The 22194-nt window shown below is 42.3% G+C and carries 21 protein-coding genes; 18 read left to right on the forward strand and 3 right to left on the reverse strand.

The genetic code is table 11. The features are described 5' to 3' along the window. Positions 1-92 precede the first annotated feature (92 nt). The 8 genes from RH40_RS07255 (at position 93) to RH40_RS07290 (ending at position 6896) form a co-directional block, all read left to right on the forward strand. On the forward strand, positions 93-953 hold the full coding sequence (locus RH40_RS07255) for a winged helix-turn-helix domain-containing protein (RefSeq protein ID WP_009600782.1): 861 nt from the start codon (positions 93-95) through the stop codon (positions 951-953). Positions 954-965: 12 nt separating this feature from the next. After that, complete coding sequence (locus RH40_RS07260; RefSeq protein ID WP_009600783.1) at positions 966-1481, forward strand: regulatory protein ToxS; 516 nt, start codon at positions 966-968, stop codon at positions 1479-1481. Between the two features lie 39 nt (positions 1482-1520). Further along, a complete protein-coding gene (locus RH40_RS07265) occupies positions 1521-2276 on the forward strand; it encodes a sulfite exporter TauE/SafE family protein (protein ID WP_009600784.1) in 756 nt (251 codons plus the stop codon). Positions 2277-2453: 177 nt separating this feature from the next. After that, a complete protein-coding gene (locus RH40_RS07270; RefSeq protein WP_009600785.1) occupies positions 2454-3362 on the forward strand; it encodes a TIGR01777 family oxidoreductase in 909 nt (302 codons plus the stop codon). A gap of 46 nt (positions 3363-3408) precedes the next feature. Continuing rightward, positions 3409-4236 carry an SDR family oxidoreductase gene (locus RH40_RS07275; RefSeq protein WP_009600786.1) on the forward strand — a complete coding sequence of 276 codons (828 nt, stop codon included), beginning with the start codon at positions 3409-3411 and terminating at the stop codon, positions 4234-4236. 313 nt (positions 4237-4549) lie between these two features. After that, complete coding sequence (locus tag RH40_RS07280) at positions 4550-5404, forward strand: co-chaperone YbbN (RefSeq protein WP_009600787.1); 855 nt, start codon at positions 4550-4552, stop codon at positions 5402-5404. A gap of 89 nt (positions 5405-5493) precedes the next feature. Next, entirely contained in the window at positions 5494-6417 is a 924-nt protein-coding gene (locus RH40_RS07285; protein ID WP_009600788.1) for an SPFH domain-containing protein, read from the forward strand. An 8-nt stretch (positions 6418-6425) separates the two neighbouring features. After that, positions 6426-6896 carry an NfeD family protein gene (locus RH40_RS07290; RefSeq protein ID WP_009600789.1) on the forward strand — a complete coding sequence of 157 codons (471 nt, stop codon included), beginning with the start codon at positions 6426-6428 and terminating at the stop codon, positions 6894-6896. 46 nt (positions 6897-6942) lie between these two features. Here RH40_RS07290 and ligA read toward each other — a convergent pair whose 3' ends face one another. Both ligA and zipA read right to left on the reverse strand, forming a co-directional pair. Further along, positions 6943-8955 (reverse strand): NAD-dependent DNA ligase LigA, encoded by a 2013-nt coding sequence (ligA, locus tag RH40_RS07295; protein WP_009600790.1) that lies wholly within the window; start codon positions 8953-8955, stop codon positions 6943-6945. Positions 8956-9109: 154 nt separating this feature from the next. Further along, positions 9110-9967 (reverse strand): cell division protein ZipA, encoded by an 858-nt coding sequence (gene zipA / locus RH40_RS07300; RefSeq protein WP_009600791.1) that lies wholly within the window; start codon positions 9965-9967, stop codon positions 9110-9112. Between the two features lie 203 nt (positions 9968-10170). Here zipA and cysZ point away from each other — a divergent pair, with 203 nt between their 5' ends. The 5 genes from cysZ (at position 10171) to crr (ending at position 15090) form a co-directional block, all read left to right on the forward strand. Continuing rightward, entirely contained in the window at positions 10171-10911 is a 741-nt protein-coding gene (gene cysZ, locus RH40_RS07305; RefSeq protein ID WP_009600792.1) for a sulfate transporter CysZ, read from the forward strand. A gap of 188 nt (positions 10912-11099) precedes the next feature. Beyond that, positions 11100-12068, forward strand: a complete 969-nt coding sequence (cysK, locus tag RH40_RS07310; RefSeq protein WP_009600793.1) for a cysteine synthase A — start codon at positions 11100-11102, stop codon at positions 12066-12068. 288 nt (positions 12069-12356) lie between these two features. Continuing rightward, positions 12357-12614: an HPr family phosphocarrier protein gene (locus tag RH40_RS07320; protein WP_009600794.1), complete on the forward strand. Its 258-nt coding sequence runs from the start codon at positions 12357-12359 to the stop codon at positions 12612-12614. A 136-nt stretch (positions 12615-12750) separates the two neighbouring features. Then, on the forward strand, positions 12751-14475 hold the full coding sequence (ptsI, locus tag RH40_RS07325; RefSeq protein WP_009600795.1) for a phosphoenolpyruvate-protein phosphotransferase PtsI: 1725 nt from the start codon (positions 12751-12753) through the stop codon (positions 14473-14475). 105 nt (positions 14476-14580) lie between these two features. Then, positions 14581-15090 (forward strand): PTS glucose transporter subunit IIA, encoded by a 510-nt coding sequence (gene crr / locus RH40_RS07330; RefSeq protein ID WP_009600796.1) that lies wholly within the window; start codon positions 14581-14583, stop codon positions 15088-15090. A 47-nt stretch (positions 15091-15137) separates the two neighbouring features. Here the strand turns inward: crr and RH40_RS07335 are convergent, their stop codons facing one another. Then, positions 15138-16313: a 2-octaprenyl-3-methyl-6-methoxy-1,4-benzoquinol hydroxylase gene (locus RH40_RS07335; RefSeq protein ID WP_009600797.1), complete on the reverse strand. Its 1176-nt coding sequence runs from the start codon at positions 16311-16313 to the stop codon at positions 15138-15140. A gap of 258 nt (positions 16314-16571) precedes the next feature. Between RH40_RS07335 and miaB the strand changes: the two genes are divergently transcribed. The 5 genes from miaB to lnt all read left to right on the forward strand — a co-directional run bounded on the left by miaB (position 16572) and on the right by lnt (position 22184). Next, entirely contained in the window at positions 16572-17996 is a 1425-nt protein-coding gene (gene miaB / locus RH40_RS07340) for a tRNA (N6-isopentenyl adenosine(37)-C2)-methylthiotransferase MiaB (protein ID WP_039954404.1), read from the forward strand. Positions 17997-18096: 100 nt separating this feature from the next. Next, positions 18097-19200 (forward strand): PhoH family protein, encoded by a 1104-nt coding sequence (locus tag RH40_RS07345; RefSeq protein WP_009600799.1) that lies wholly within the window; start codon positions 18097-18099, stop codon positions 19198-19200. Then, positions 19197-19661, forward strand: coding sequence for an rRNA maturation RNase YbeY (gene ybeY, locus RH40_RS07350; protein WP_009600800.1), 465 nt, complete (start codon positions 19197-19199; stop codon positions 19659-19661). The genes RH40_RS07345 and ybeY overlap by 4 nt, the downstream gene beginning before the upstream one ends. A 60-nt stretch (positions 19662-19721) precedes the next feature. Next, positions 19722-20621 (forward strand): CNNM family magnesium/cobalt transport protein CorC, encoded by a 900-nt coding sequence (gene corC / locus RH40_RS07355; protein ID WP_009600801.1) that lies wholly within the window; start codon positions 19722-19724, stop codon positions 20619-20621. 33 nt (positions 20622-20654) lie between these two features. After that, on the forward strand, positions 20655-22184 hold the full coding sequence (lnt, locus tag RH40_RS07360) for an apolipoprotein N-acyltransferase (protein ID WP_039954407.1): 1530 nt from the start codon (positions 20655-20657) through the stop codon (positions 22182-22184). Positions 22185-22194 lie beyond the last annotated feature (10 nt).

The raw sequence follows: 22194 nt of genomic DNA on the forward strand, positions 1-22194 counted from the left end.
TCAAAAAATATAAAGCATCTAATTTAGGTGTCTAAAATTAACAAAAAAAACAATCTAATCATCTGAAATTACTTACAAAGTGGCCACAATAAATGAGTAACATAGGTACTAAGTTTAATCTTGCTAACAGATTTACCTTTGATCCCAATACAAACTCACTAATCGATAGGGAGGTTGATAATGAGTTAATTCGCTTGGGCAGTAATGAAAGCCGTATATTGCTGTTACTATGTGAGAAACCCAGTGAGATTATTGCTCGAAATGAATTGCATGATTTTGTTTGGCGTAAGCAAGGGTTTGAGGTCGATGATTCAAGCTTGACCCAAGCTATATCTACGTTGAGAAAACTACTAAAAGACTCAACCAAGTCTCCTATGTTTGTAAAAACGGTTCCTAAACGAGGTTATCAGCTAATCTGCTCAGTCGAGCGAACCATTCCATTAATGAGTGGTGACAAAAATACTGAAGACCCCGTTAACAACACAGAATCAGAAAGTGATGGGACATCAAGCATAGAAAAAACGATTGAAATTAAAAGTACGACTGAACAACATTCAGCAGCGAGCCCCCTCCCACTAGCTCGTGATAAGTCTAAAACCAGCTTAATGACCAAAATCATGATAATCGCTACGGTATTAGTGCCATTATGCGTGATTTTGTTCACTAATCCAGCAGAGTCAACATTCAGACAATTGGGTATTTTTGATAGTATTCCGGTCAAAACGCCTCTCAACCATCCTGATCTGACAAAGTGGTACCCATCGATTGAGCAATGCGTCAAAAAGTATCACAAAGTCCACTCTGAAGAATTAGCCCCAATCGAAGTGATAGCAACAGGGGGACAAAACAATCAACTGATACTTAACTATATACACTCCCTTGAATATTCAGGTGAGAATATATCTCTACGTATTTACGCCGAGCAACAAGACTTAACTAAAGTGTGCCAATAAAGGGGTAAAAATATGAACCAAAGATTTGCAGCTGGCATACTTACTTTATCCGTTCTCTTCAGTGCATGGCTGTACTGGGGAAGTGATTTGAAAGTAGAGCAAGTGCTAACGTCAAACGAGTGGCAATCAAAGATGGTCACTCTCATTGTTGAGCCACTGAATGATGATACTGTCGGTCCTTTAAGAAAGGTTGATGTTGTATCAAACGTAAAATACTTGCCAAACAAAACCTATATCCGTGTTGCGACTGTACGCCTATACCCCGAAAATGATGCTCAAGAGAGCGTTATAAATATCTCTGAAACTGGAGAATGGGATATTAGTGATAACTATTTATTGGTCTCTCCAACAGAATTTAAAGATGTTTCCTCTCCGCAAACTAAAGATTTTACTAAAGAACAACTGGAACTGATTACTCAGCTCTTCAAAATGGATGCAGAACAAAGTAGACGTATTGACATAGTCAACGATAAAACTCTACTTTTAACAAGCTTAAGCCATGGTTCAACGGTATTATCGACAAACTAAAATAAGGGAGCTCTATGGCTCCCTATGTGAAAGATTCTAGTGGACTGGCTAAGTGCGATGAGCCTACTTCTAGGCTCGGTATTTGCGAATACTCTCGCATCACTTTCAGGTGGTGGAGCTGGCTTACTACAATTTCCCTTACTACTATTTCTCGGACTGCCCTTTTCCGTCGCTCTCGCAACACATAAATTAGCGAGCGTTGCACTTGGATTAGGCGCTGTTGTTTCGCATTTAAAAAATAGAAACATTCATAGTAAGGTGTGTCTTTGGATCATCACATTTGGCAGCTTGGGGGTTGTTCTCGGCGCTCATCTGATTTTATTAATTCCAGAGCTTTACGCCCAAAGAATGCTTGGAGTTATTATTTTATTGCTGGGCGTGTATTCAAGACTGAAAACACAGCTTGGACACCATGAAATAGCAACTAACCGAAATCTTTTAGGATGGTGTTTTGGCACTGTTTTGATTATCTTGATTGGTATTATCAATGGCTCACTCACAGCAGGCTCGGGGCTGCTCGTTACTCTCCTTCTAGTCAGGTGGTTTGGCTATAGCTACAAACAAGCCGTTGCAATGACTATGATATCAGTTGGTTTGGTATGGAACGCACTTGGTGGTATTACCATATTAAATACAGGCGTACCTGTGCACTGGCCCTGGTTACCTCTACTACTCCTTGGATCGTTTATTGGAGGAATACTAGGAGCAAGCCTTACTCACCGCTTACCCAATTACATCATTAAAGTGTGCTTTGAAGTTGTTACTCTCATCGTTGGTTTAAAACTATTAATCTAGTATCGGCGCATCCTGATCCAATGAGGTCCTATAAAAGGCAGATGCTATTAGCCAATCCGTATCACTATAAAATACAGTCTTGTGGGTTGAAATGATCTCTTTCAATGCTAAGTTGCTATAATTGAAACATTAATCGCCCCTAGATGTACTTATACTCAATGGGAAAAAGGAGTCACAATGAAAGTATTGCTTACTGGTGGAACCGGCTTTATTGGGCGAGAGTTGCTCAAGTACCTAACCATGCATGAAGTCACGATACTTAGCCGAAATATTAGCAATGCGAAGCATGTGTTAACTCACACAGATATCGGTAACCTTAAGTATATTGACTCACTGGAAAGCTTTCACGATCTAAATGAAATTGATATTGTTATCAACTTAGCTGGAGAACCTATCGCTGACAAGCGTTGGACGAGTAAACAAAAGGAACATATCTGTAATAGTCGCTGGGAATTGACTGAAAAACTGGTTGAACTTATTCATGCCAGCACTTCACCACCCTCACTATTTATAAGTGGATCAGCTGTAGGCTACTACGGTGATCAGCAAGAACACCCCTTTGATGAAAGTTTGAATGTATCCTCTGAACGATTTTCTCATTATGTTTGCGCTCAATGGGAAAAGATCGCCAATCGAGCACGCTCTGAAAATACCCGAGTATGTTTACTCAGAACAGGAATTGTATTATCTCCACAAGGCGGTGCCCTTGACAAAATGCTTCTTCCTTATCGACTTGGGCTTGGTGGCCCTATGGGAAAAGGAGAGCAATATATGCCTTGGATCCATATGTTGGATATGGTGAGGGGGATCTCATTTCTTATCGAGACACCTCATGCACAAGGAGAGTTTAATTTCTGTGCTCCTCACCCAGTACCAAACAAGCAGTTTAGCCAATTATTGGCAAAATCCCTAAATCGTCCTCATCTAATGCGCACACCTAAGTGGGTCATGTCACTTGCTATGGGAGAAAGTTCGGATCTATTATTTGACAGCTTACATGCAAAGCCTAGAAAACTGACAGAGTTAGGGTTCCATTTCAGCTATCCGCACCTAGAACCAGCGCTAAAAAACCTTTTACAACATTAAGATTAATCATGTAGGCTCAATGTATTAAAAATATGGAAAAATAGTAATGCCTCACTCAATCTTAATTACAGGATGTTCAACCGGGATCGGGTATGCCGCTGCTCATGCTTTAAAAGAAAAAGGCTACAACGTTATAGCCTCATGTCGTCAGGAGAAGGATGTATCTCGTCTCCAATCCGAGGGTTTAACTTCGATACTACTTGATCTCTCTAACCCCGATAGCATTACAGAGGGTGTTCGCCAGGCTTTGGAAATCTCTGATGGTAAACTTTATGCTGTTTTCAATAATGGTGCTTACGGACAACCAGGGGCTCTTGAGGACCTACCTACTGAAGCATTAAAAGAGCAATTCGAGACAAACTTTTTTGGATGGCATCAATTAGTTACAGAAGTTCTCCCCTCAATGCGCAAGCAAAACTGCGGTCGAATTATTCAAAATAGTTCTGTTTTGGGTTTCGCAGCACTGAAATATCGTGGTGCCTATAACGCATCAAAATTTGCTATCGAAGGGTGGAGTGATACCTTAAGGTTAGAGCTCATGGAAACCAATATCCACATTAGCCTGATTGAACCAGGTCCAATCGAAACTCAATTTAGGGCTAATGCTCAAAGAGCCTTTAAACGATGGATCAAAGTAGAAAACAGCGCTCATGAAAAGTACTACAGACAACAATTAGAACGATTAAAAGGCAAAACATCAAGCAGTACTTTTGTACTCCCACCAGAATCATGTATCCCACCACTGCTCGACGCATTGGAGGCGAAAAAACCAAAAATCCGTTATCGGGTGACCACGCCAACCAAAGTGTTTGCTTTCCTAAAACGTGTGTTAACTGCGAGGATGCTTGATACCATTCTAAATCGCGCGACCTAATGTAAGATGGTCATAATTTCGTCATATTTTAACGCTATTGTAAGCAGGGTAGTTCAATTACATTCAAGTAACCAACGACCCCTGTCTCTTGCGGAACAAAAAACGATGACGATCAACCAGTTTAACTGGTTAAGTATTGTTATTGCGTTGCTATTTTTTTTGCTTGCTTAACAATTCAGCTTAACCACCTTTAATAGAGCACTTCATACTCTTCACGTGAAGTGCTTCTCAAATATATACATCTCTGAGGCCTTGATTTCGATGAAACAAGCCCATATTTCATGTGTATAAGTCAAACCCAAGGACAACTCAGATGCATTCACCCTATATTGTTGAGCTTAGCGAACAAAACTTCCGTGAAACCCTCGAAGGTTCAATGCAAACTCCAGTGCTCATCCATTTCTGGGCACCAATGAGTCAAGAAAGCTCACAGATCATTCCAGAATTACAAGCACTTGCACAACAATATGAAGGGGCCTTTACACTAGCTCTGCTCAATTGCGAGCAAGAACAAATGATTGCAAGCCAGTTCGGCGTTCAAGCTCTGCCAACCATTGCTCTATTCATCAATGGCCAGCCGGTTGATGGATTAGGTGGTCCACAATCTATCAGCGCCGTTCAAGAACTATTAACCAAACACCTGCCTAGCCAAGACGAACTCAACTTGAGCAAAGCACTGGAAATGGTGAAACTTGGCCAATACAGTGAGGCACTGTCGCTCATAGAAACACTAACTCCCTCCTTACAAGAGTCTGGAGACGTCAAATTAGCGAAAGCAGACTGCTACCTAGAAACTCACCAGTTCGACCAAGCAAAGACGTTGTTGGAGCACATACCGCTCGAATATCAGGATGGCTACTATAAGAGCCTGATTGCAAAGCTGGAGCTGCACGAGCAAGCCGCCAACAGCCCAGAAATACAGCAATTAGAGAGTGCACTGGAAAACAAGCCCGATGACTTAGAAGTCATCAATAAATTGGCATTAAGCTACCATCAAGTAAATAGAGACGAAGAAGCAATGGCGCTACTTTGGGCTCCCTTGGCGCGTGATTTGAATGCACTAGATGGCGACCTTAAAAAGTCTTTTATGGATATACTCTCAGCACTTGGGCAAGGTAATCCTGTCGCCAGTAAGTATCGACGTCAACTCTATTCAATTCTTTACTAGTGCATTGCTCTGAAAAGCCGAGATTCACTCGGCTTTTTCAATTAACATTGTTAAACAATAATTGATCCACCCAATGAAAGGACGTCTTTATGGCTATTGATTCACTGATCACAATTGGTATTTTCCTTATTGCCGCTATTGCTCTACTTGCTGCAGGGATAAAAACAGTTCCACAGGGCAATAATTGGACTGTGGAGCGCTTTGGTCGCTACACTCACACCCTTAAGCCAGGCCTCAATATGATTATTCCTTTCATTGATGGCATTGGACAAAAAATAAACATGATGGAGCGAGTCTTAGATATTCCGGCACAAGAAGTTATTTCTAAAGATAATGCCAATGTGACCATAGATGCGGTCTGTTTTGTGCAGGTTATCGATGCGCCAAAAGCCGCTTATGAAGTCAATGATCTGGAACATGCCATTCGTAACCTAACATTGACCAATATTCGGACTGTATTAGGCTCTATGGAATTGGATGAAATGCTCAGCCAAAGAGATATGATCAATACAAAATTGCTCTCCATCGTCGATGAAGCGACCAACCCTTGGGGTGTAAAAGTAACGCGTATTGAAATCAAAGACGTTCAACCACCTTCAGATTTGACTGCGGCAATGAATGCACAAATGAAAGCAGAACGAAACAAGCGCGCTGAAGTCCTCGAGGCTGAGGGTGTTCGACAGGCCGAGATCTTAAAAGCCGAGGGTCACAAGCAGTCAGAGATCCTCAAAGCGGAGGGAGACAAGCAGGCTGCTATTCTTCAGGCTGAAGCCAGAGAAAGAGCAGCAGAAGCGGAAGCACGAGCCACTTCAATGGTATCGGAAGCGATAGCAAAAGGAGATATGCAAGCTGTTAATTACTTTATCGCCCAGGGCTACACCGAAGCACTAAAAAGTATTGGCCAAGCTGAAAATGGCAAGATCATTATGCTACCGCTTGAAGCCTCTGGTTTAATGGGCTCAATCGCAGGTATTGCCGAGATGTTTAAAGCATCTGATCATTCAAAGCAGTAGAGGTGAATGTGTTTGAGTTATTAGAACAAATCAATCACTGGCATTGGCTTTCTTTCGGGTTGGCTCTGCTAGCGGTCGAGATTTTTGGAGCAGCAGGATACTTTCTTTGGCTCGGAATCTCTGCGCTCATCGTTGGTGTCGTACTCTCTTTAATACCCATGAGTTGGCAGCTACAGTGGATTTCATTTACTTGTTTTTCTCTTTTAACAACTTGGCTTTGGTGGCGTAGACAGTTTAAAGCAGATACAGAAAATGATGATTCGAGAGACCTGAACCAAAAGCAAAAACAATTGATTGGTCAGAGAATTAGACTCGAAGAAGATTTTCTCGCCGGTAAAGGAAGAATCAAAGTGGGTGATACGACTTGGACGGCAGAGGCTGCCCATAACATCGCAGCGGGTAAGTTGGTCGAGGTTACTAACGTCAATGGGATAATTCTGACTATTTCAGAATGTGGTAACGAAAATAGCGACTCATAAATCATGACATCCAAGAAGTAAAAAGCCGGCGAAGCCGGCTTTTTTATTAGCGAATAAGGGCTACTAAATCTTGTTCTGTTCGAATCTCTATTCCCAAATCTTGAGCTTTCGCCAGTTTAGACCCTGCATTCTCTCCAGCAAATAGGATATCTGTTTTCTTAGACACACTACCGGTCACCTTTGCCCCTAAGCTCTCTAAGGCTTCTTTGGCATCAGAGCGGTTCAACTGAGATAAAGAGCCCGTCAATACCACCACTTTTCCCTGTAAAACTTGCGGTGTATTAGCATGGTTATCCTCAATATCAGACCATTCAATACCTTGTGAAAGTAAATCGTCAATAACGGTCTGGTTTTGTTGTTGAGAAAAGAACGCCGTAATGTGTTTTGCAACAATATCACCGATATCTTGTACTTCAATCAGTGCGTCATGAGGCGCGGCAGTAATATTGGCTAGGGTTTTAAAATGCTTAGCCAAGTTAGTAGCTGTTGCCTCTCCGACCTCTCTTATTCCTAATGAGTATAAGAATCTTGACAGAGTTGTTGATTTCGAGTGTTCAAGTGCATCAACCACGTTTTTCGCTGATTTGGGTCCCATACGCTCTAAAACAGAAAGTTGATGAGGAGAGAGCTTGAATAGATCAGCAGGTGTTGAAACCAGCTCTCTATCAACCAATTGCTCAATCACTTTTTCACCTAAGCCATCGACGTCCAATGCTTTACGAGAAACGAAATGTTTCAGTGCCTCTTTGCGTTGAGCTTGGCATACAAAACCTCCAGTACACCGAGCAACCGCCTCTCCATCAAGGCGTTCAATTTCTGAATGACATACCGGACAGCAAATGGGAAAAGTGATGGGTTTGGTTGTATCGGAGCGACGCTCTAGAACAACAGAAACAATTTGTGGAATGACATCTCCTGCCCTTCGAATGACGACTTCGTCACCAATCATCACTCCCAAACGTTCAATTTCATCAGCATTGTGCAAGGTTGCATTACTGACCGTAACTCCGCCGACGAACACAGGCTTCAGTTTGGCTACCGGAGTAATCGCGCCGGTACGACCGACTTGGAACTCAACATCATTGAGAACAGTAATCTCTTCCTGTGCAGGAAACTTATAGGCAATGGCCCAACGAGGTGCACGAGCCACAAAACCAAGGCGTTCTTGCACAGCAACGTTATCAACTTTTATCACTACTCCATCAATCTCATAGGCTAGATCATCTCTACGATTGAGTATATCTTGATAGAAGTCCTTAACTGCTGATAGTCCATCTACCTGCAAAGTTTCAGGGCACATAGGTAAGCCCCATCTTGTCAACTGAATGAAACGCTCGTAGTGACTCGATGAGAGCTCTCCTTCCTCAACAACACCCACACTGTAGGCATAAAAGCTTAATGGTCTTGAGGCGGTAATTTTGGAATCAAGCTGTCTAAGGCTCCCAGCGGCCGCATTACGCGGATTGACAAAGACTTTCTCACCTTTTTTTAAAGCCTGTTGATTTAACTTATCAAAGCCAGCCTTGGGCATAAAGACTTCACCACGAACCTCGATACGTGCCGGCCAGTTACTACCTTGTAGCTGAAGGGGAATCGATTTAATCGTTCGAACATTTTCGGTAATATTTTCCCCTGTGGCACCATCACCGCGAGTTGCAGCTTGGATTAAAACACCATTTTCGTAGAGCAAACTAACGGCCAAACCGTCTAATTTTGGCTCACAACAGAACAAACCAATATTTTCATCACCAAGCCGGTCTTGCATACGTTTCTGAAATGCATCTAACTCTTGATCATCAAAAGCATTATCCAATGACAACATTGGGATTTCATGCTGCACCGATTCAAAGCCATCTAACGGTTTTCCGCCAACACGTTGGGTAGGTGAATCAAGACTCACAAGTTCAGGGTGTTGGGATTCAAGTTCGAGCAATTCCCTCATGAGACGATCATACTCAGAATCAGGGATTTGTGGGTTATCCTCAACATAGTACTTGATTCCATGAGAGTGAAGTAACTGTCGTAAATGATTAAGCTTGGTTTCGATCTCTTTTGACATAGTCGACTCTAAAAAATGAAATTATTGAAAGGCGAATCAGTAACAACCTTCCCTCTAAAATCTAATGGCGAAAGTATGACTATCTGAAACAATGAGTGCAACTGGAAGAAAATAAAAAAAAGCCCCTAAGGGCTTTTTTTGACGCTCAGTATGCTTATTGAGCAGATTTAAAATCTTGAATTTGAGCACGATAGCTGTCTAAACGATTGGGCGTCATTAGATTACGCGCATCATCCAACACATTTGCACCTAAATCATCCGCTATCTGCTGTGCTGTTTTTAACATCAACTTAAAGTTTTGTTCAGCATCACCAAAGCATGGCATGGTCATGAAAAACGAGATTCCCTTAGTAGTAAAATCTGCTGGGTCACCGTGTGCAAGAGTACCAGGCTGCATCATATTCGCGACGCTGAACAATACTTTACCTGTTCCGGATAAATCAGCATGGCGATGAAATATATCCATCTCTCCATAAACAAGACCATTTTGCTGCATACTATCAAATAGTTTTGTCCCGAGGAGAGGTTCTTCACCAGCGCAGTGAACATTAAGAACAATGACCTCAAAAGGATCATCTTCTTTTTCCACTGAAGTCGAAGAGGCTTCAGGTGAATTCGATGGGATGCTCTCGACCTCTCGGTCTGAGAAATCGGATTCCACTTCTTCCACACTAAACGGCTCTGATTGGGTGCTTTTCAAGGGTTCTGACAAAAATGGATTATCATCATTTCTATCTTCATTATACCCCTCGAACAAAGGGTCCATCGAAATGGGCTCTTTCTCAGCAAATTCGGGTTCTTTACGCTCTTTTTTTATGATCTCAAAGTCATCCTCAGGAGCAAAAGCTCGCTGCGGAGAATTTTCTTCAACATTATCGGACTCAAGCTTGCCAATAGGTTTATGGGCAAACTTTGCTTTCCTCTCTCTTTTACTCGTCCACAAGCCGTGGAATAGTAAAGCAGCGATCGCTATCGCTCCGACAATGATCAGTACAAATCGCAGTTCCTGCATTTTTCGCTCTCATATTACTCAATATATCGACTCTCAACTGTCAATATCGAACCAATTTTAACGTGACCTTGAGTTACTCTACCAAAACTCAATGGTGTTTTAGAACAACTTAATGTGAGAAGTTCAAACAATGTTGTGATTTTGAACACGCTTTTTTCCTGTTAAGATAGAAAACGTTCATTTTTACAGCATTGATTCTCATTATGACTAAACAAATTAGACAACGCTCAGGTTTCGGCTATTTTGCCCATGGCCTGGAACTCGCCAATACCCCCGGAATACGCCGCTTTGTTCTTTTGCCTTTACTTGCCAATATCTTTTTAGTCGGAGGGGCGCTTTATTATCTCTTTAGCAACCTAGATATATGGATAGAGCAAGCACTTGGTCAGCTTCCGAGTTTTCTGTCTTGGCTGAGCTATATCCTGTGGCCATTACTAGCGTTGACCATTCTAGCCACATTTTCATACTTTTTTAGTACGCTTGCCAATTTTATCGCAGCGCCATTTAATGGATTACTTGCAGAAAAAGTTGAACTGCATTTAACGGGTAAAAAAGCCAATGATGACGGGCTATTTGATATCATCAAAGATACTCCCAGAATATTGGCACGAGAATGGCGTAAACTTCTCTATATTTTGCCTAAAACTATAGGCTTATTTTTATTACTCTTAGTACCAGCACTCGGCCAAACTATCGGTCCGTTGCTCTGGTTCATATTTACCGCTTGGATATTGGCTATTCAATACTGTGACTACCCTTTTGATAACCACAAAATTAGCTTCAATGACATGCGCGGCAATCTAAAACAAAAACAAGGAAAGGCCTACGGTTTCGGTGCACTGGTGTCATTGTTTACCACCATTCCTATCCTCAACCTGTTTATTGTTCCTGTCGCGGTATGTGGAGCAACTTCTATGTGGGTCGCTGAATTTAAGCAGCAGTGATAACTACCAAATAGCTCCCGAGAAACTCACACCACGTTTCTCGGGACATCAATCATAAGATATAACAATTTAATCCTTCTATCCATTTCCAAGCTGACCTACTCTCTACCTTAAATAATTTACTAGAACTTCATTGATTTGAGGTTTAATCTTCTGACATCTGATGTGGCAGAAATGAGGGAATATTTATGGGAAAAATTTACGAAGATAACTCGCAAACTATTGGTAGCACTCCATTAGTGAGGCTCAATAAAGTGAGTAATGGAAAAGTTTTAGCAAAGGTCGAAGCACGCAACCCAAGCTTTAGCGTCAAATGTCGTATTGGTGCAAACATGATCTGGGAGGCAGAGAAGTCTGGACAGTTGAAGCCCGGTGTAGAGCTCGTCGAACCGACAAGTGGTAACACTGGCGTTGCATTGGCTTTTGTCGCTGCAGCTAGAGGCTATAAACTAACCTTAACAATGCCAGAATCAATGAGCTTAGAACGCCGTAAATTACTCAAGGCGATGGGCGCAAATCTGGAGCTTACGGAAGCCGCAAAAGGAATGAAAGGCGCCATCAGTAAAGCAGAAGAGATTGTCGCCAACAATCCAGAAAAATATCTGTTATTACAACAATTTAACAATCCCGCAAACCCTCAGATTCATGAGCAAACGACAGGGCCTGAGATCTGGGATGATACCGATGGGGAAATCGACGTTTTTGTCGCTGGTGTCGGTACTGGCGGTACTTTAACAGGTACGAGTCGATATATTAAATCTACCAAAGGTAAAAATATCGTTTCAGTTGCTGTGGAGCCGGCTGAATCTCCGGTTATCGCTCAAGCACTCGCTGGCGAAGAAATACAACCTGCACCACATAAAATACAGGGTATCGGTGCGGGCTTTATTCCAGGAAACCTTGACCTGAAACTCATTGATCAAGTAGAAGCTGTGACGTCAGAGGAAGCTATCATCATGGCACGCCGGCTAATGGAGGAAGAAGGTATTCTGGCTGGTATATCTTCTGGAGCAGCTGTTGTTGCAGCAAATAGGCTCGCAGAACAACCTGAGTTTTCAGGAAAAACGATCGTAACAGTATTACCAAGTTCAGGTGAACGTTATCTAAGCACAGCGCTCTTTGCTGGGCTGTTCACAGAAAAAGAAAACACTCAATAAAGCAAAAGAAAATATCCTTTTTGTTTAAAAAAGCCCCAGTTAGGGGCTTTTTTGTTGATCCTAGCCCCACCTTTGGTAATATCGGTATGTTTTATTTCTAGCTTCAAAATAAAAGTTAGATAAGAGTTTATGTCAGCGACGCGATTCACAAGCGCTGTTGAAAAATTTATATCCAGTGCGGTACGAATCGAAGTAACAACTTTTGAGCCTAGCAGCACAATGTTTTTGTCGTTAAGCTCACGCTGGATAAAAGACTATCGAAATATAAATCATATTGGGGTAAACAACATGTACGAGAAGCAAGTAGAAATTACGGCAGAAAATGGCCTACACACTCGTCCTGCTGCACAGTTCGTAAAAGAAGCTAAGTCTTTCGATGCTGACATCACTGTCACTTCGAATGGAAAAAGTGCAAGTGCAAAAAGCTTATTCAAATTACAAACACTCGGCTTAGTGAAAGGTACTGTCGTTTCCATCTCAGCTGAAGGGCCACAGGCTCAAGATGCAGTTGATCACCTCGTTGCTCTTATGGATGAACTACACTAAAAACCCTAATGGCCAACGAAGCCATTTCACAAATCGAAGTGACTTTATTGGAAATCGGACTAGATGTTAGCTACATCTAGTCTTAGCGTAATCCATTATTTTCCCGTTCTAAAGATGACCAACTTAAGGTAAGGCTATGATTTCAGGCATCCTAGCATCTCCTGGTATTGCTATCGGTAAAGCATTACTGCTCCAAGAAGATGAAATTGTCTTAAACAAAAATACCATCTCTGATGACCAAATTGAGACTGAAGTAGCACGTTTTTTTGATGCTCGCAGTAAGTCATCAGCGCAACTCGAGACTATCAAACAAAAAGCACTCGAAACTTTTGGTGAAGAGAAAGAGGCTATCTTCGAAGGCCACATTATGCTTCTTGAAGATGAAGAGCTGGAGGATGAAATCTTAACACTTATCAAAAAAGATAAGATGTCTGCTGATCATGCCATCTACTCCGTCATTGAAGAACAAGCGAGTGCTCTAGAATCTCTCGATGACGAGTACTTGAAAGAACGCGCAACCGATATCCGAGACATCGGTAATCGATTCGTCAAAAATGCGTTGGGCATTAATATTGTTTCCTTGAGTGATATCGATGAGGAAGTTATCCTTGTCGCATATGATCTTACACCTTCTGAAACTGCTCAAATTAACTTAGATTATGTTCTTGGGTTTGCATGTGATATCGGTGGTAGAACATCACACACTTCTATCATGGCTCGTTCACTCGAATTACCTGCCATCGTTGGTACAAATGATATTACCAAAAAAGTACAAAACGGTGATACGTTAATCCTTGATGCAATGAACAATAAGGTAATTGTTAATCCTTCTCAGGCGGAACTCGAGCAAGCGCAAAGTGTTAAGGCTTCGTTTGAAGACGAAAAAATCGAATTAGCAAAGCTGAAAGACCTAAGTGCAGAAACTACAGATGGGCACCGCGTTGAAATATGCGGCAATATTGGAACAGTTAAAGACTGCGAAGGTGTGCTGCGCAACGGTGGTGAAGGTGTGGGTTTATACCGCACTGAGTTTTTATTTATGGACCGTGACTCGCTTCCCACAGAAGAAGAGCAATATAAAGCCTATCGTGAAGTTGCAGAAGCCATGAACGGCCAATCGGTCATTATTCGCACCATGGATATTGGCGGTGATAAAGACCTACCCTACATGGACTTGCCAGAAGAGATGAACCCCTTCCTAGGCTGGAGAGCAATTCGAATTAGCTTAGATCGCCGTGAAATCCTTCGCGATCAATTACGTGCGATACTTCGTGCTTCGGCGCATGGAAAACTGCGTATCATGTTCCCCATGATAATTTCAGTCGAAGAAATTAGAGAATTGAAAGTAGCCATCGAACAATACAAGCAAGAGCTTAGTGATGAAGGCTATGTATTTGATGAAGAAATTGAAATCGGCGTTATGGTAGAAACACCAGCAGCCGCGGCAATCGCTCATCATCTCGCAAAAGAAGTTGCATTTTTCTCGATCGGAACAAATGATCTTACACAATACACACTTGCTGTTGATCGCGGTAATGAGATGATTTCACACCTATATAACCCACTATCACCTGCTGTTCTCACGGTTATCAAACAAGTCATTGATGCCTCTCATCAGGCAGGAAAATGGACAGGTATGTGCGGTGAACTTGCAGGTGATGAAAAAGCAACATTATTGCTAATGGGTATGGGACTGGATGAATTTTCTATGAGTGGTATTTCTATACCCAAAGTAAAGAAAGTCATTCGCAACTCAAGCTATACTGAAGTCAAAGCAATGGCTGAAAAAGCCCTGACTTTGCCAACGGCAAAAGAAATCGAAACTCTAGTTGAGGGTTTTATCGCTGAAAAAGCGCAATAACTCGTCAAATATAGCAAGTTAGCCTGCAAAATTTGTCGTCTATCTTGCTAGATTAGTATACTATAATTCGACAGAATTAAATGAAAACGTTAGGAGCACGACACAATGGGTCTGTTTGACAAACTTAAGAAGCTGGTATCAGACGACAGCGCAGACGCAGGTGCAATCGAAATCATTGCGCCTTTGTCCGGTGAAATCGTAAATATCGAAGACGTTCCAGATGTTGTTTTCGCCGAAAAAATTGTTGGTGATGGCATTGCTATCAAACCTTCCGGCGATAAAATGGTCGCTCCTGTAAACGGCACCATCGGTAAAATCTTCGAGACCAATCATGCGTTCTCTATCGAATCTGACGATGGTGTTGAGCTATTTGTACACTTCGGTATCGATACCGTTGAATTGAAGGGTGAAGGCTTCAAACGTGTTGCTGAAGAAGGTCAAGCGGTAAAAGTCGGTGACACTATTATAGAGTTTGATTTGGCACTATTAGAAGAAAAGGCCAAATCTACTTTGACGCCTGTAGTAATTTCTAACATGGATGAAATCAAAGAATTGAATAAGCTTTCAGGCACAGTGAACGTGAGCGATAGCACAATACTTCGTGTTACGAAGTAACACCTACAGCTAAAAAAACGCAGTACAAAGCTGCGTTTTTTATCGCCTCATTTCAAGCCAATTGCATATTCAAGCACATGTTTTTTGGCTACTCCAGAGTGCTCTGCACACCTTAGCAAAGCATTTCTTGCAAACTTCACCAACGAGTGGTTGTTGCTAAATCCTTTATAAAAAATATCCATACCCGTTTGCATCGTAAGATTATCGAATCGACGACGGCGCTCATATCGTGGCAGAGCCTCAGATAAAATCTGACAATCACCCAGTTCCTCCAACAACACTTCAACATCCTTAAAACCTAAATTAACGCCCTGTCCAGCCAATGGATTAATAGTATGGGCTGCATCTCCCACCAAAACACAATTCTTTTTATAGTAGCTCTGAGCATGACTACGAACTAATGGAAATGCTCCAGACCGGATAACTTTAATATCCCCCAATTCCTTTGGAAAATTACGTAGAATTTCATCTCGTAATTGCTCTTCAGTTAAAGTGCCCAACTGCCTAATGCGCTTTGGGTTGTCATACCAAACGAGTGAAGCTCTCGCTGTGTGCTTTTTCTCATCGCTGTCTGGTGGCAAAGGGATATATGAACGTGGGCCACTAGGAGTAAATTGCTGCCACGTAATGTCCTGTTGCGCAAAGTCTGTCTCAACATTAATCAACATACAGTGTTGACGATAATCCCAAGATGTCGTCCCAATGCCTGCCAATGTTCGAACCTTAGAGTTTGCGCCATCAGCACCGATAACTAAATCAACCTCAATCGACACACCGGAGGAGAAGTGCAAGTGATTGGATTGACAATAATGGATGCGTTCAAGTTTATCAGGACAGAATAAGGTGACATTGTTATGGTTTTTAAGTGCCTGCCACAAGCCCAACTGCACTAAGCGATTCTCGACAATAAAGCCTAACTGCTCCAGACCGATAACTTCAGCATCAAACCTGACTCGACACTCAGGATGCTCCCATGTCTCTAGTCGCTTGTAAGGACATACTCGCATACCAGCGATGTCCTCCCAGACTCCCAGTTTTTCGAGCAGATTGACAGAGTGCTGGGATATCGCAGAGACTCGAATATCCAAAGGCTGATCAGGGGAGTAGCAAGCAGGCGCACTTCCTTCTATCAACGCGATACTTTTCCCTTGCTGAGCCAGACCCAAAGCGATGGCCGCACCGATCATTCCGCCACCTACTACTGCAATGTCATATTTACTCATATTTAATACTTCAACATGTTAAGTGCGTGTCTAGGTTTTATTGTACGGTTTCAACGCTAAAATGTAACTATGGACATCATAAACCTATCAGATAATTACTGACCATTTCTATCCAACACTAGTCAGTAAGTTTTTAAAGCAGTACAATACGCGGCTTGCCTGATATCCATAACGATGAAAACAGGATGTCAGCGAGACAAATAGAATCACACTGGGCGATTTGCTCCCTTATTTTAAACTAACGATCGAGCGAACAAAATGAGTAAGAAACTGCTAATTAAAACCTGGGGTTGTCAGATGAATGAGTATGATTCATCCAAGATGGCCGATCTGCTTAACGCGGCGAATGGCTACGAGTTGACGGAAGAACCAGAAGAGGCAGACGTCTTACTCCTCAATACGTGTTCCATCCGCGAGAAAGCACAAGAAAAAGTGTTCCACCAACTTGGTCGTTGGAAAACACTGAAAGATAAAAAGAAAGGTGTTGTCATTGGGGTTGGCGGCTGTGTTGCAACTCAAGAGGGTGATCACATCCGCGAACGCGCACCCTTTGTAGATGTCATTTTTGGTCCACAAACACTCCATCGCTTACCTGAGATGATAAAGCAATCACAGGACGATGATGCTCCCATCATGGATATCTCATTTCCGGAGATAGAGAAATTTGATCGCCTCCCTGAACCTAAAGCTGAGGGCGCTACGGCATTTGTGTCCATAATGGAAGGATGTTCAAAATACTGTACCTATTGTGTTGTTCCCTACACTCGAGGAGAGGAAGTGAGCCGCCCAATGGATGATGTGTTGTTCGAAATTGCCCAACTTGCCGAACAAGGTGTACGAGAAGTCAATCTTCTGGGTCAAAATGTAAATGCTTACCGCGGCCCAATGCATGATGGTGACATTTGTAGTTTTGCCGAACTATTGCGCCTAGTCGCATCAATCGACGGTATTGATCGAATTCGCTTCACGACCAGTCATCCACTTGAATTTACCGATGATATTATTGCTGTATATGAAAATACACCTGAACTGGTTAGCTTTTTACATCTGCCAGTTCAAAGTGGAAGCGATAGAATACTGACAATGATGAAGCGCCCACATACTGGTATCGAATACAAGTCGATTATCCGTAAACTTCGTAAGGCAAGACCTGATATACAAATTAGCTCTGATTTTATCGTTGGTTTCCCGGGAGAAACAGACAAAGACTTCCAAGATACGATGAAACTTATCAAAGCCGTCGACTTTGATATGAGCTTTAGCTTTATCTTTTCGCCAAGACCAGGAACACCCGCAGCTGACTACCCATGTGATGTTTCTGAGCAAGAGAAAAAAGACCGTCTCTATGAGTTGCAACAAACCATTAATTCACAAGCCATGCGCTATTCTCGTCAGATGCTAGATACTGAGCAACGTGTCTTAGTTGAAGGGCCATCGAAAAAGAACCTAATGGAGCTTAGGGCTCGTACAGAGAATAATCGCGTAGTTAACTTTGAGGGTAGTCCTGATCTTATCGGTCAATTTGTTGATGTTAAAATTACTGATGTCTTCGCTAACTCACTGCGCGGAGATCTGGTACGTACCGAGAAAGATATGGATTTGAGAACCATCATATCTCCAACACAAATGATGGCGAGAACCAAACGCGAAGATGAACTAGGTGTGGCTACTTTTACACCTTAGGCTTGAAAATTCTATATTGTGTATCCATGTTAGATACATAGATAGAATTTGATCATAGGTCGCTCGGTCAAAATCGAGCGGCCGTCACTGTGAGGCAACTTTGAGCAATAAAATCATAACATTAGAAATTAATCTCGAACCTTCTGATAACCGTCGTTTAGCCAGTCTTTGTGGCCCTTTTGATGACAATATTAAACATCTAGAACGTAGACTTGGCGTTGAGATCAGTTACCGCGGCAATTTTTTTACCATCGTCGGCAAGCCACATACCAGTGCTGCTGCTCTGGAAATCATCAAAACACTCTATGTCAACACCTCTCCCGTTCGAGGTACCATTGCTGACATCGAACCAGAACAGATTCATCTCGCGATTAAAGAAACGGGTATCTTGGAACAAACTGAGCCATCTACTATAGAATATGGTAAAGAAGTCTTTATAAAAACCAAAAAAGGGGTCATTAAACCCCGCACCCCAAATCAAGCACAGTATTTGGTTAACATGGTTACCCATGATATTTCATTTGGCATAGGCCCTGCAGGAACGGGTAAAACATATTTAGCTGTTGCAGCGGCCGTTGATGCACTTGAACGTCAAGAGATAAGAAGAATCTTACTGACAAGACCTGCGGTGGAAGCTGGAGAAAAACTGGGGTTCTTACCTGGAGATCTCAGTCAAAAAGTCGATCCCTACCTTCGACCACTTTATGACGCTTTATTTGAAATGCTTGGCTTTGAAAAAGTCGAGAAGCTGATTGAGCGAAATGTTATCGAAGTGGCACCACTGGCTTATATGCGCGGTCGGACTCTAAACGACGCATTTATTATTCTAGATGAAAGCCAGAATACAACGGTTGAACAAATGAAAATGTTCCTCACTCGTATTGGCTTCAACTCTCGCGCTGTTATCACGGGAGATATCACCCAAATCGATTTACCTCGTGGTGCAAAGTCTGGTTTACGCCATGCAATCGAGGTACTCAGTGAAGTAGACGAAATTAGCTTTAACTTCTTTCAATCTGATGACGTAGTTCGCCATCCCGTGGTTGCCCGCATCGTCAATGCCTATGAAAAATGGGAAGCTCAAGATAACAAAGATCGTAAGGCCGCAGAGCAACGACGTCGAGAAGAAAGAGAAGCCAAACAGCTGGACAATAGCGTAGCTCATAGTAGCGATAAAGAGTTAGATAAGAGCGGTGAGTCATGACGATTGTACTTGATCTTCAGATCGCGGTAGAAAATGATAAAGATCTGCCAACCTACGAGGATATATTACTGTGGCTAGACTCAACCTTAGCTAAATTCAAGCCTCAAGCAGAGGTAACCGTCAGAGTAGTTGACGAACCAGAGAGTCAGGAGCTCAATCATGATTACCGAGGAAAAGATAAGCCAACTAACGTCCTATCTTTTCCTTTCGAAGCACCTCCCGGTATCGATATTGATTTGCTTGGCGACCTAGTCATCTGTAAACAAGTCGTAGAGAGAGAAGCTATTGAACAAAATAAGCCTCTAATATCACACTGGGCGCATATGGTTGTACATGGTTGCTTACATCTGCTAGGTTATGATCATATTGAGGACCAAGAAGCAGAAGAAATGGAATCTCTCGAAACGGAAATAATGAAAAGTATGGGCTATAGTGACCCATATATTACAGAAAAAGAGTAAAAGGTATGGGGTATTTAGAAACTCTCCATATGTGATTAATAACTTCATTTAAGAGAAACAATGAACGAAGATAACTCGCCCTCCGCCTCGGAAGGCAAGAAAGAAAAATCAGAAGGTCCGAGTAGAAAGTCCTTTTTAGGACGAATCGGACAAATTTTTCAAGGTGAACCCAAAGACCGCCACGAGCTCGTAGAAGTATTTCGTGATTCTGAAGAAAATGATCTTATCGACCATGACACGAGAGACATGCTCGAAGGCGTTATAGAAATTTCAGAAATGCGTGTCAGGGATATCATGCTTCCCCGCTCTCAGATGGTCACTCTTGATCGTGACAATGACTTAGATACTCTCATCGAGCTCATCACGACAGCACAACACTCTCGATATCCTGTAATCAGTGAAGATAAAGATCACGTCGAGGGTATTCTACTTGCTAAAGATTTACTCAGATATTTGGGCTCAGATAGTGAACCTTTTGATATAGAGCAGGTCATACGTCCAGCGGTAGTTGTTCCGGAAAGCAAAAGAGTAGATAGATTACTCAAAGAGTTTCGCGAAGAACGTTACCATATGTCAATTGTAGTCGATGAGTTTGGTGGAGTATCTGGCTTAGTCACTATCGAAGATATCTTAGAAGAAATTGTCGGTGAAATTGAAGATGAATTTGACGACGAGGAAGAGCTAGATATCCGTAAGTTAAGTAAACACACATTTTCTATCAAAGCGTTAACCACTATTGACGAATTTAACCAATCCTTCGGTACTTCTTTTAGCGATGAAGAAGTTGATACTGTTGGTGGTCTCGTTATGACATCTTTTGGTCACCTGCCTTCACGCGGGGAAACAGTAGAAATAGATGGGTATAACTTTAAAGTCACCTCTGCGGATAACCGCAGAGTAATTCAAGTACAAGTTACCGTCCCTGACGAAGAGTTAATCGCGCACTCAACTGAGGAATAGTGTAACCTGTCTAATCTAGCTGATATTCAAACAATGCTACTCAAAACTTTCTACCTTGTGAGGCTGCCATTTGTCGCAGCCTTGATAGGAGCAATGACAACTCTGGCTTTTGCTCCCTTTCAATTTTGGCCTATGGCCATTATAAGTCCAACGCTGCTACTCCTATTGATACACAACAAATCGGCCAAACAATCGATGGCTATAGGTTATGCTTGGGGCTTAGGTCAGTTTATAACAGGTATCAGTTGGGTACAGGTCAGTATTGACAACTTTGGTGGAATGCCAAAACTAGCAAGCCTCACTTTGATGGCTCTACTCATCGGCTATTTAGCACTGTACTCTGGCCTATTTGCTTGGCTCCTAAACAAACTTGTCCCACAGAATAATCGATACCGCTATATATTAGCAGCACCAGCTCTATGGCTGATTTGTGATTGGTTACGTGGTTACATAATGACTGGATTTCCTTGGCTACTACTTGGCTATAGTCAAATTGACAGCCCTTTAGGTAATTTTGCGCCAATAGGCGGCGTGGACTTAGTCACTCTCTCAGTCATGACCATCGCAGGTACGACCTCCCATACTTTAATAAATCGTGAGTGGCGCCTGTTAATCATTCCTGGCGTGATCTTTATGACTGGCTTTGGGCTGAACGCTGCACACTGGGTTAAACCTGACTTTTCGAATACGACAAAAATAGCGCTCGTACAGGGGAATATCCCACAAGCTTTGAAGTGGTTACCGAAACAACGTTGGCCAACTATCATCAAATATATGGATCTCACTCGGGAAAATTGGGATGCAGATATTATAGTCTGGCCTGAGGCAGCCATTCCTGCTTTTGAATATGAGCTCCCTTCATTCTTACAAAACCTTGATTCGGCTGCGAGACTAAACAACTCTACTGTTATCACAGGCATCGTCAATAGAGATAAAAATAAAGTTTTCTACAATAGCATATTGACCTTAGGCGTTACCGCCAATGGCCCATACAAATACGATATGGACCTTCGCTATCACAAACATCATCTACTCCCTTTTGGAGAGTTTGTGCCTTTTGAAGATTTGCTTCGCCCACTCGCTCCCCTATTCAATTTACCGATGTCATCCTTCACTGCAGGTTCATTAGTCCAAAATAACTTAGATGCAAATGGTCATCAGCTTGCCCCTGCTCTATGCTATGAAATTATCTTTAATGAGCAGGTGAGAAAAAACATTACCGACAACACTGACTTCATACTCACCTTGTCCAATGATGCCTGGTTTGGCCACTCTATTGGTCCGTTACAACATATGGAGATTGCTCGAATGAGAGCACTCGAGCTGGGTAAACCTGTGATACGAGCGACGAATAATGGCATCACTGCGGTTACCGACTACCGAGGTAAAGTTATCAAAAAATTACCACAATTTGAAACTGGAGTTCTGCGTGCTGAAATACAACCAAGCTTAGGCCACACACCCTTCTTTTTTGTTGGGACTTGGCCGCTCTATATTTGGGTATTGATCTGTTTTGGTTTCATAATCAAGTGGCATTATACTTCAAAGCGCCAAAGAGCTTGAGGTATAATGA

The organism is Vibrio caribbeanicus ATCC BAA-2122 (genome assembly GCF_000165125.1).
GTDB lineage: Bacteria > Pseudomonadota > Gammaproteobacteria > Enterobacterales > Vibrionaceae > Vibrio > Vibrio caribbeanicus.

Coding starts and splice junctions, on each gene's coding strand:
- RH40_RS07255 (WP_009600782.1), top strand. CDS start 93: ATGAGTAACATAGGTACTAAGTTTAATCTTGCTAACAGATTTACCTTT.
- RH40_RS07260 (WP_009600783.1), top strand. CDS start 966: ATGAACCAAAGATTTGCAGCTGGCATACTTACTTTATCCGTTCTCTTC.
- RH40_RS07270 (WP_009600785.1), top strand. CDS start 2,454: ATGAAAGTATTGCTTACTGGTGGAACCGGCTTTATTGGGCGAGAGTTG.
- RH40_RS07275 (WP_009600786.1), top strand. CDS start 3,409: ATGCCTCACTCAATCTTAATTACAGGATGTTCAACCGGGATCGGGTAT.
- RH40_RS07280 (WP_009600787.1), top strand. CDS start 4,550: ATGCATTCACCCTATATTGTTGAGCTTAGCGAACAAAACTTCCGTGAA.
- RH40_RS07285 (WP_009600788.1), top strand. CDS start 5,494: ATGGCTATTGATTCACTGATCACAATTGGTATTTTCCTTATTGCCGCT.
- ligA (WP_009600790.1), bottom strand. CDS start 8,955: ATGTCAAAAGAGATCGAAACCAAGCTTAATCATTTACGACAGTTACTT.
- zipA (WP_009600791.1), bottom strand. CDS start 9,967: ATGCAGGAACTGCGATTTGTACTGATCATTGTCGGAGCGATAGCGATC.
- cysZ (WP_009600792.1), top strand. CDS start 10,171: ATGACTAAACAAATTAGACAACGCTCAGGTTTCGGCTATTTTGCCCAT.
- cysK (WP_009600793.1), top strand. CDS start 11,100: ATGGGAAAAATTTACGAAGATAACTCGCAAACTATTGGTAGCACTCCA.
- RH40_RS07320 (WP_009600794.1), top strand. CDS start 12,357: ATGTACGAGAAGCAAGTAGAAATTACGGCAGAAAATGGCCTACACACT.
- ptsI (WP_009600795.1), top strand. CDS start 12,751: ATGATTTCAGGCATCCTAGCATCTCCTGGTATTGCTATCGGTAAAGCA.
- crr (WP_009600796.1), top strand. CDS start 14,581: ATGGGTCTGTTTGACAAACTTAAGAAGCTGGTATCAGACGACAGCGCA.
- RH40_RS07335 (WP_009600797.1), bottom strand. CDS start 16,313: ATGAGTAAATATGACATTGCAGTAGTAGGTGGCGGAATGATCGGTGCG.
- miaB (WP_039954404.1), top strand. CDS start 16,572: ATGAGTAAGAAACTGCTAATTAAAACCTGGGGTTGTCAGATGAATGAG.
- ybeY (WP_009600800.1), top strand. CDS start 19,197: ATGACGATTGTACTTGATCTTCAGATCGCGGTAGAAAATGATAAAGAT.
- corC (WP_009600801.1), top strand. CDS start 19,722: ATGAACGAAGATAACTCGCCCTCCGCCTCGGAAGGCAAGAAAGAAAAA.
- lnt (WP_039954407.1), top strand. CDS start 20,655: ATGCTACTCAAAACTTTCTACCTTGTGAGGCTGCCATTTGTCGCAGCC.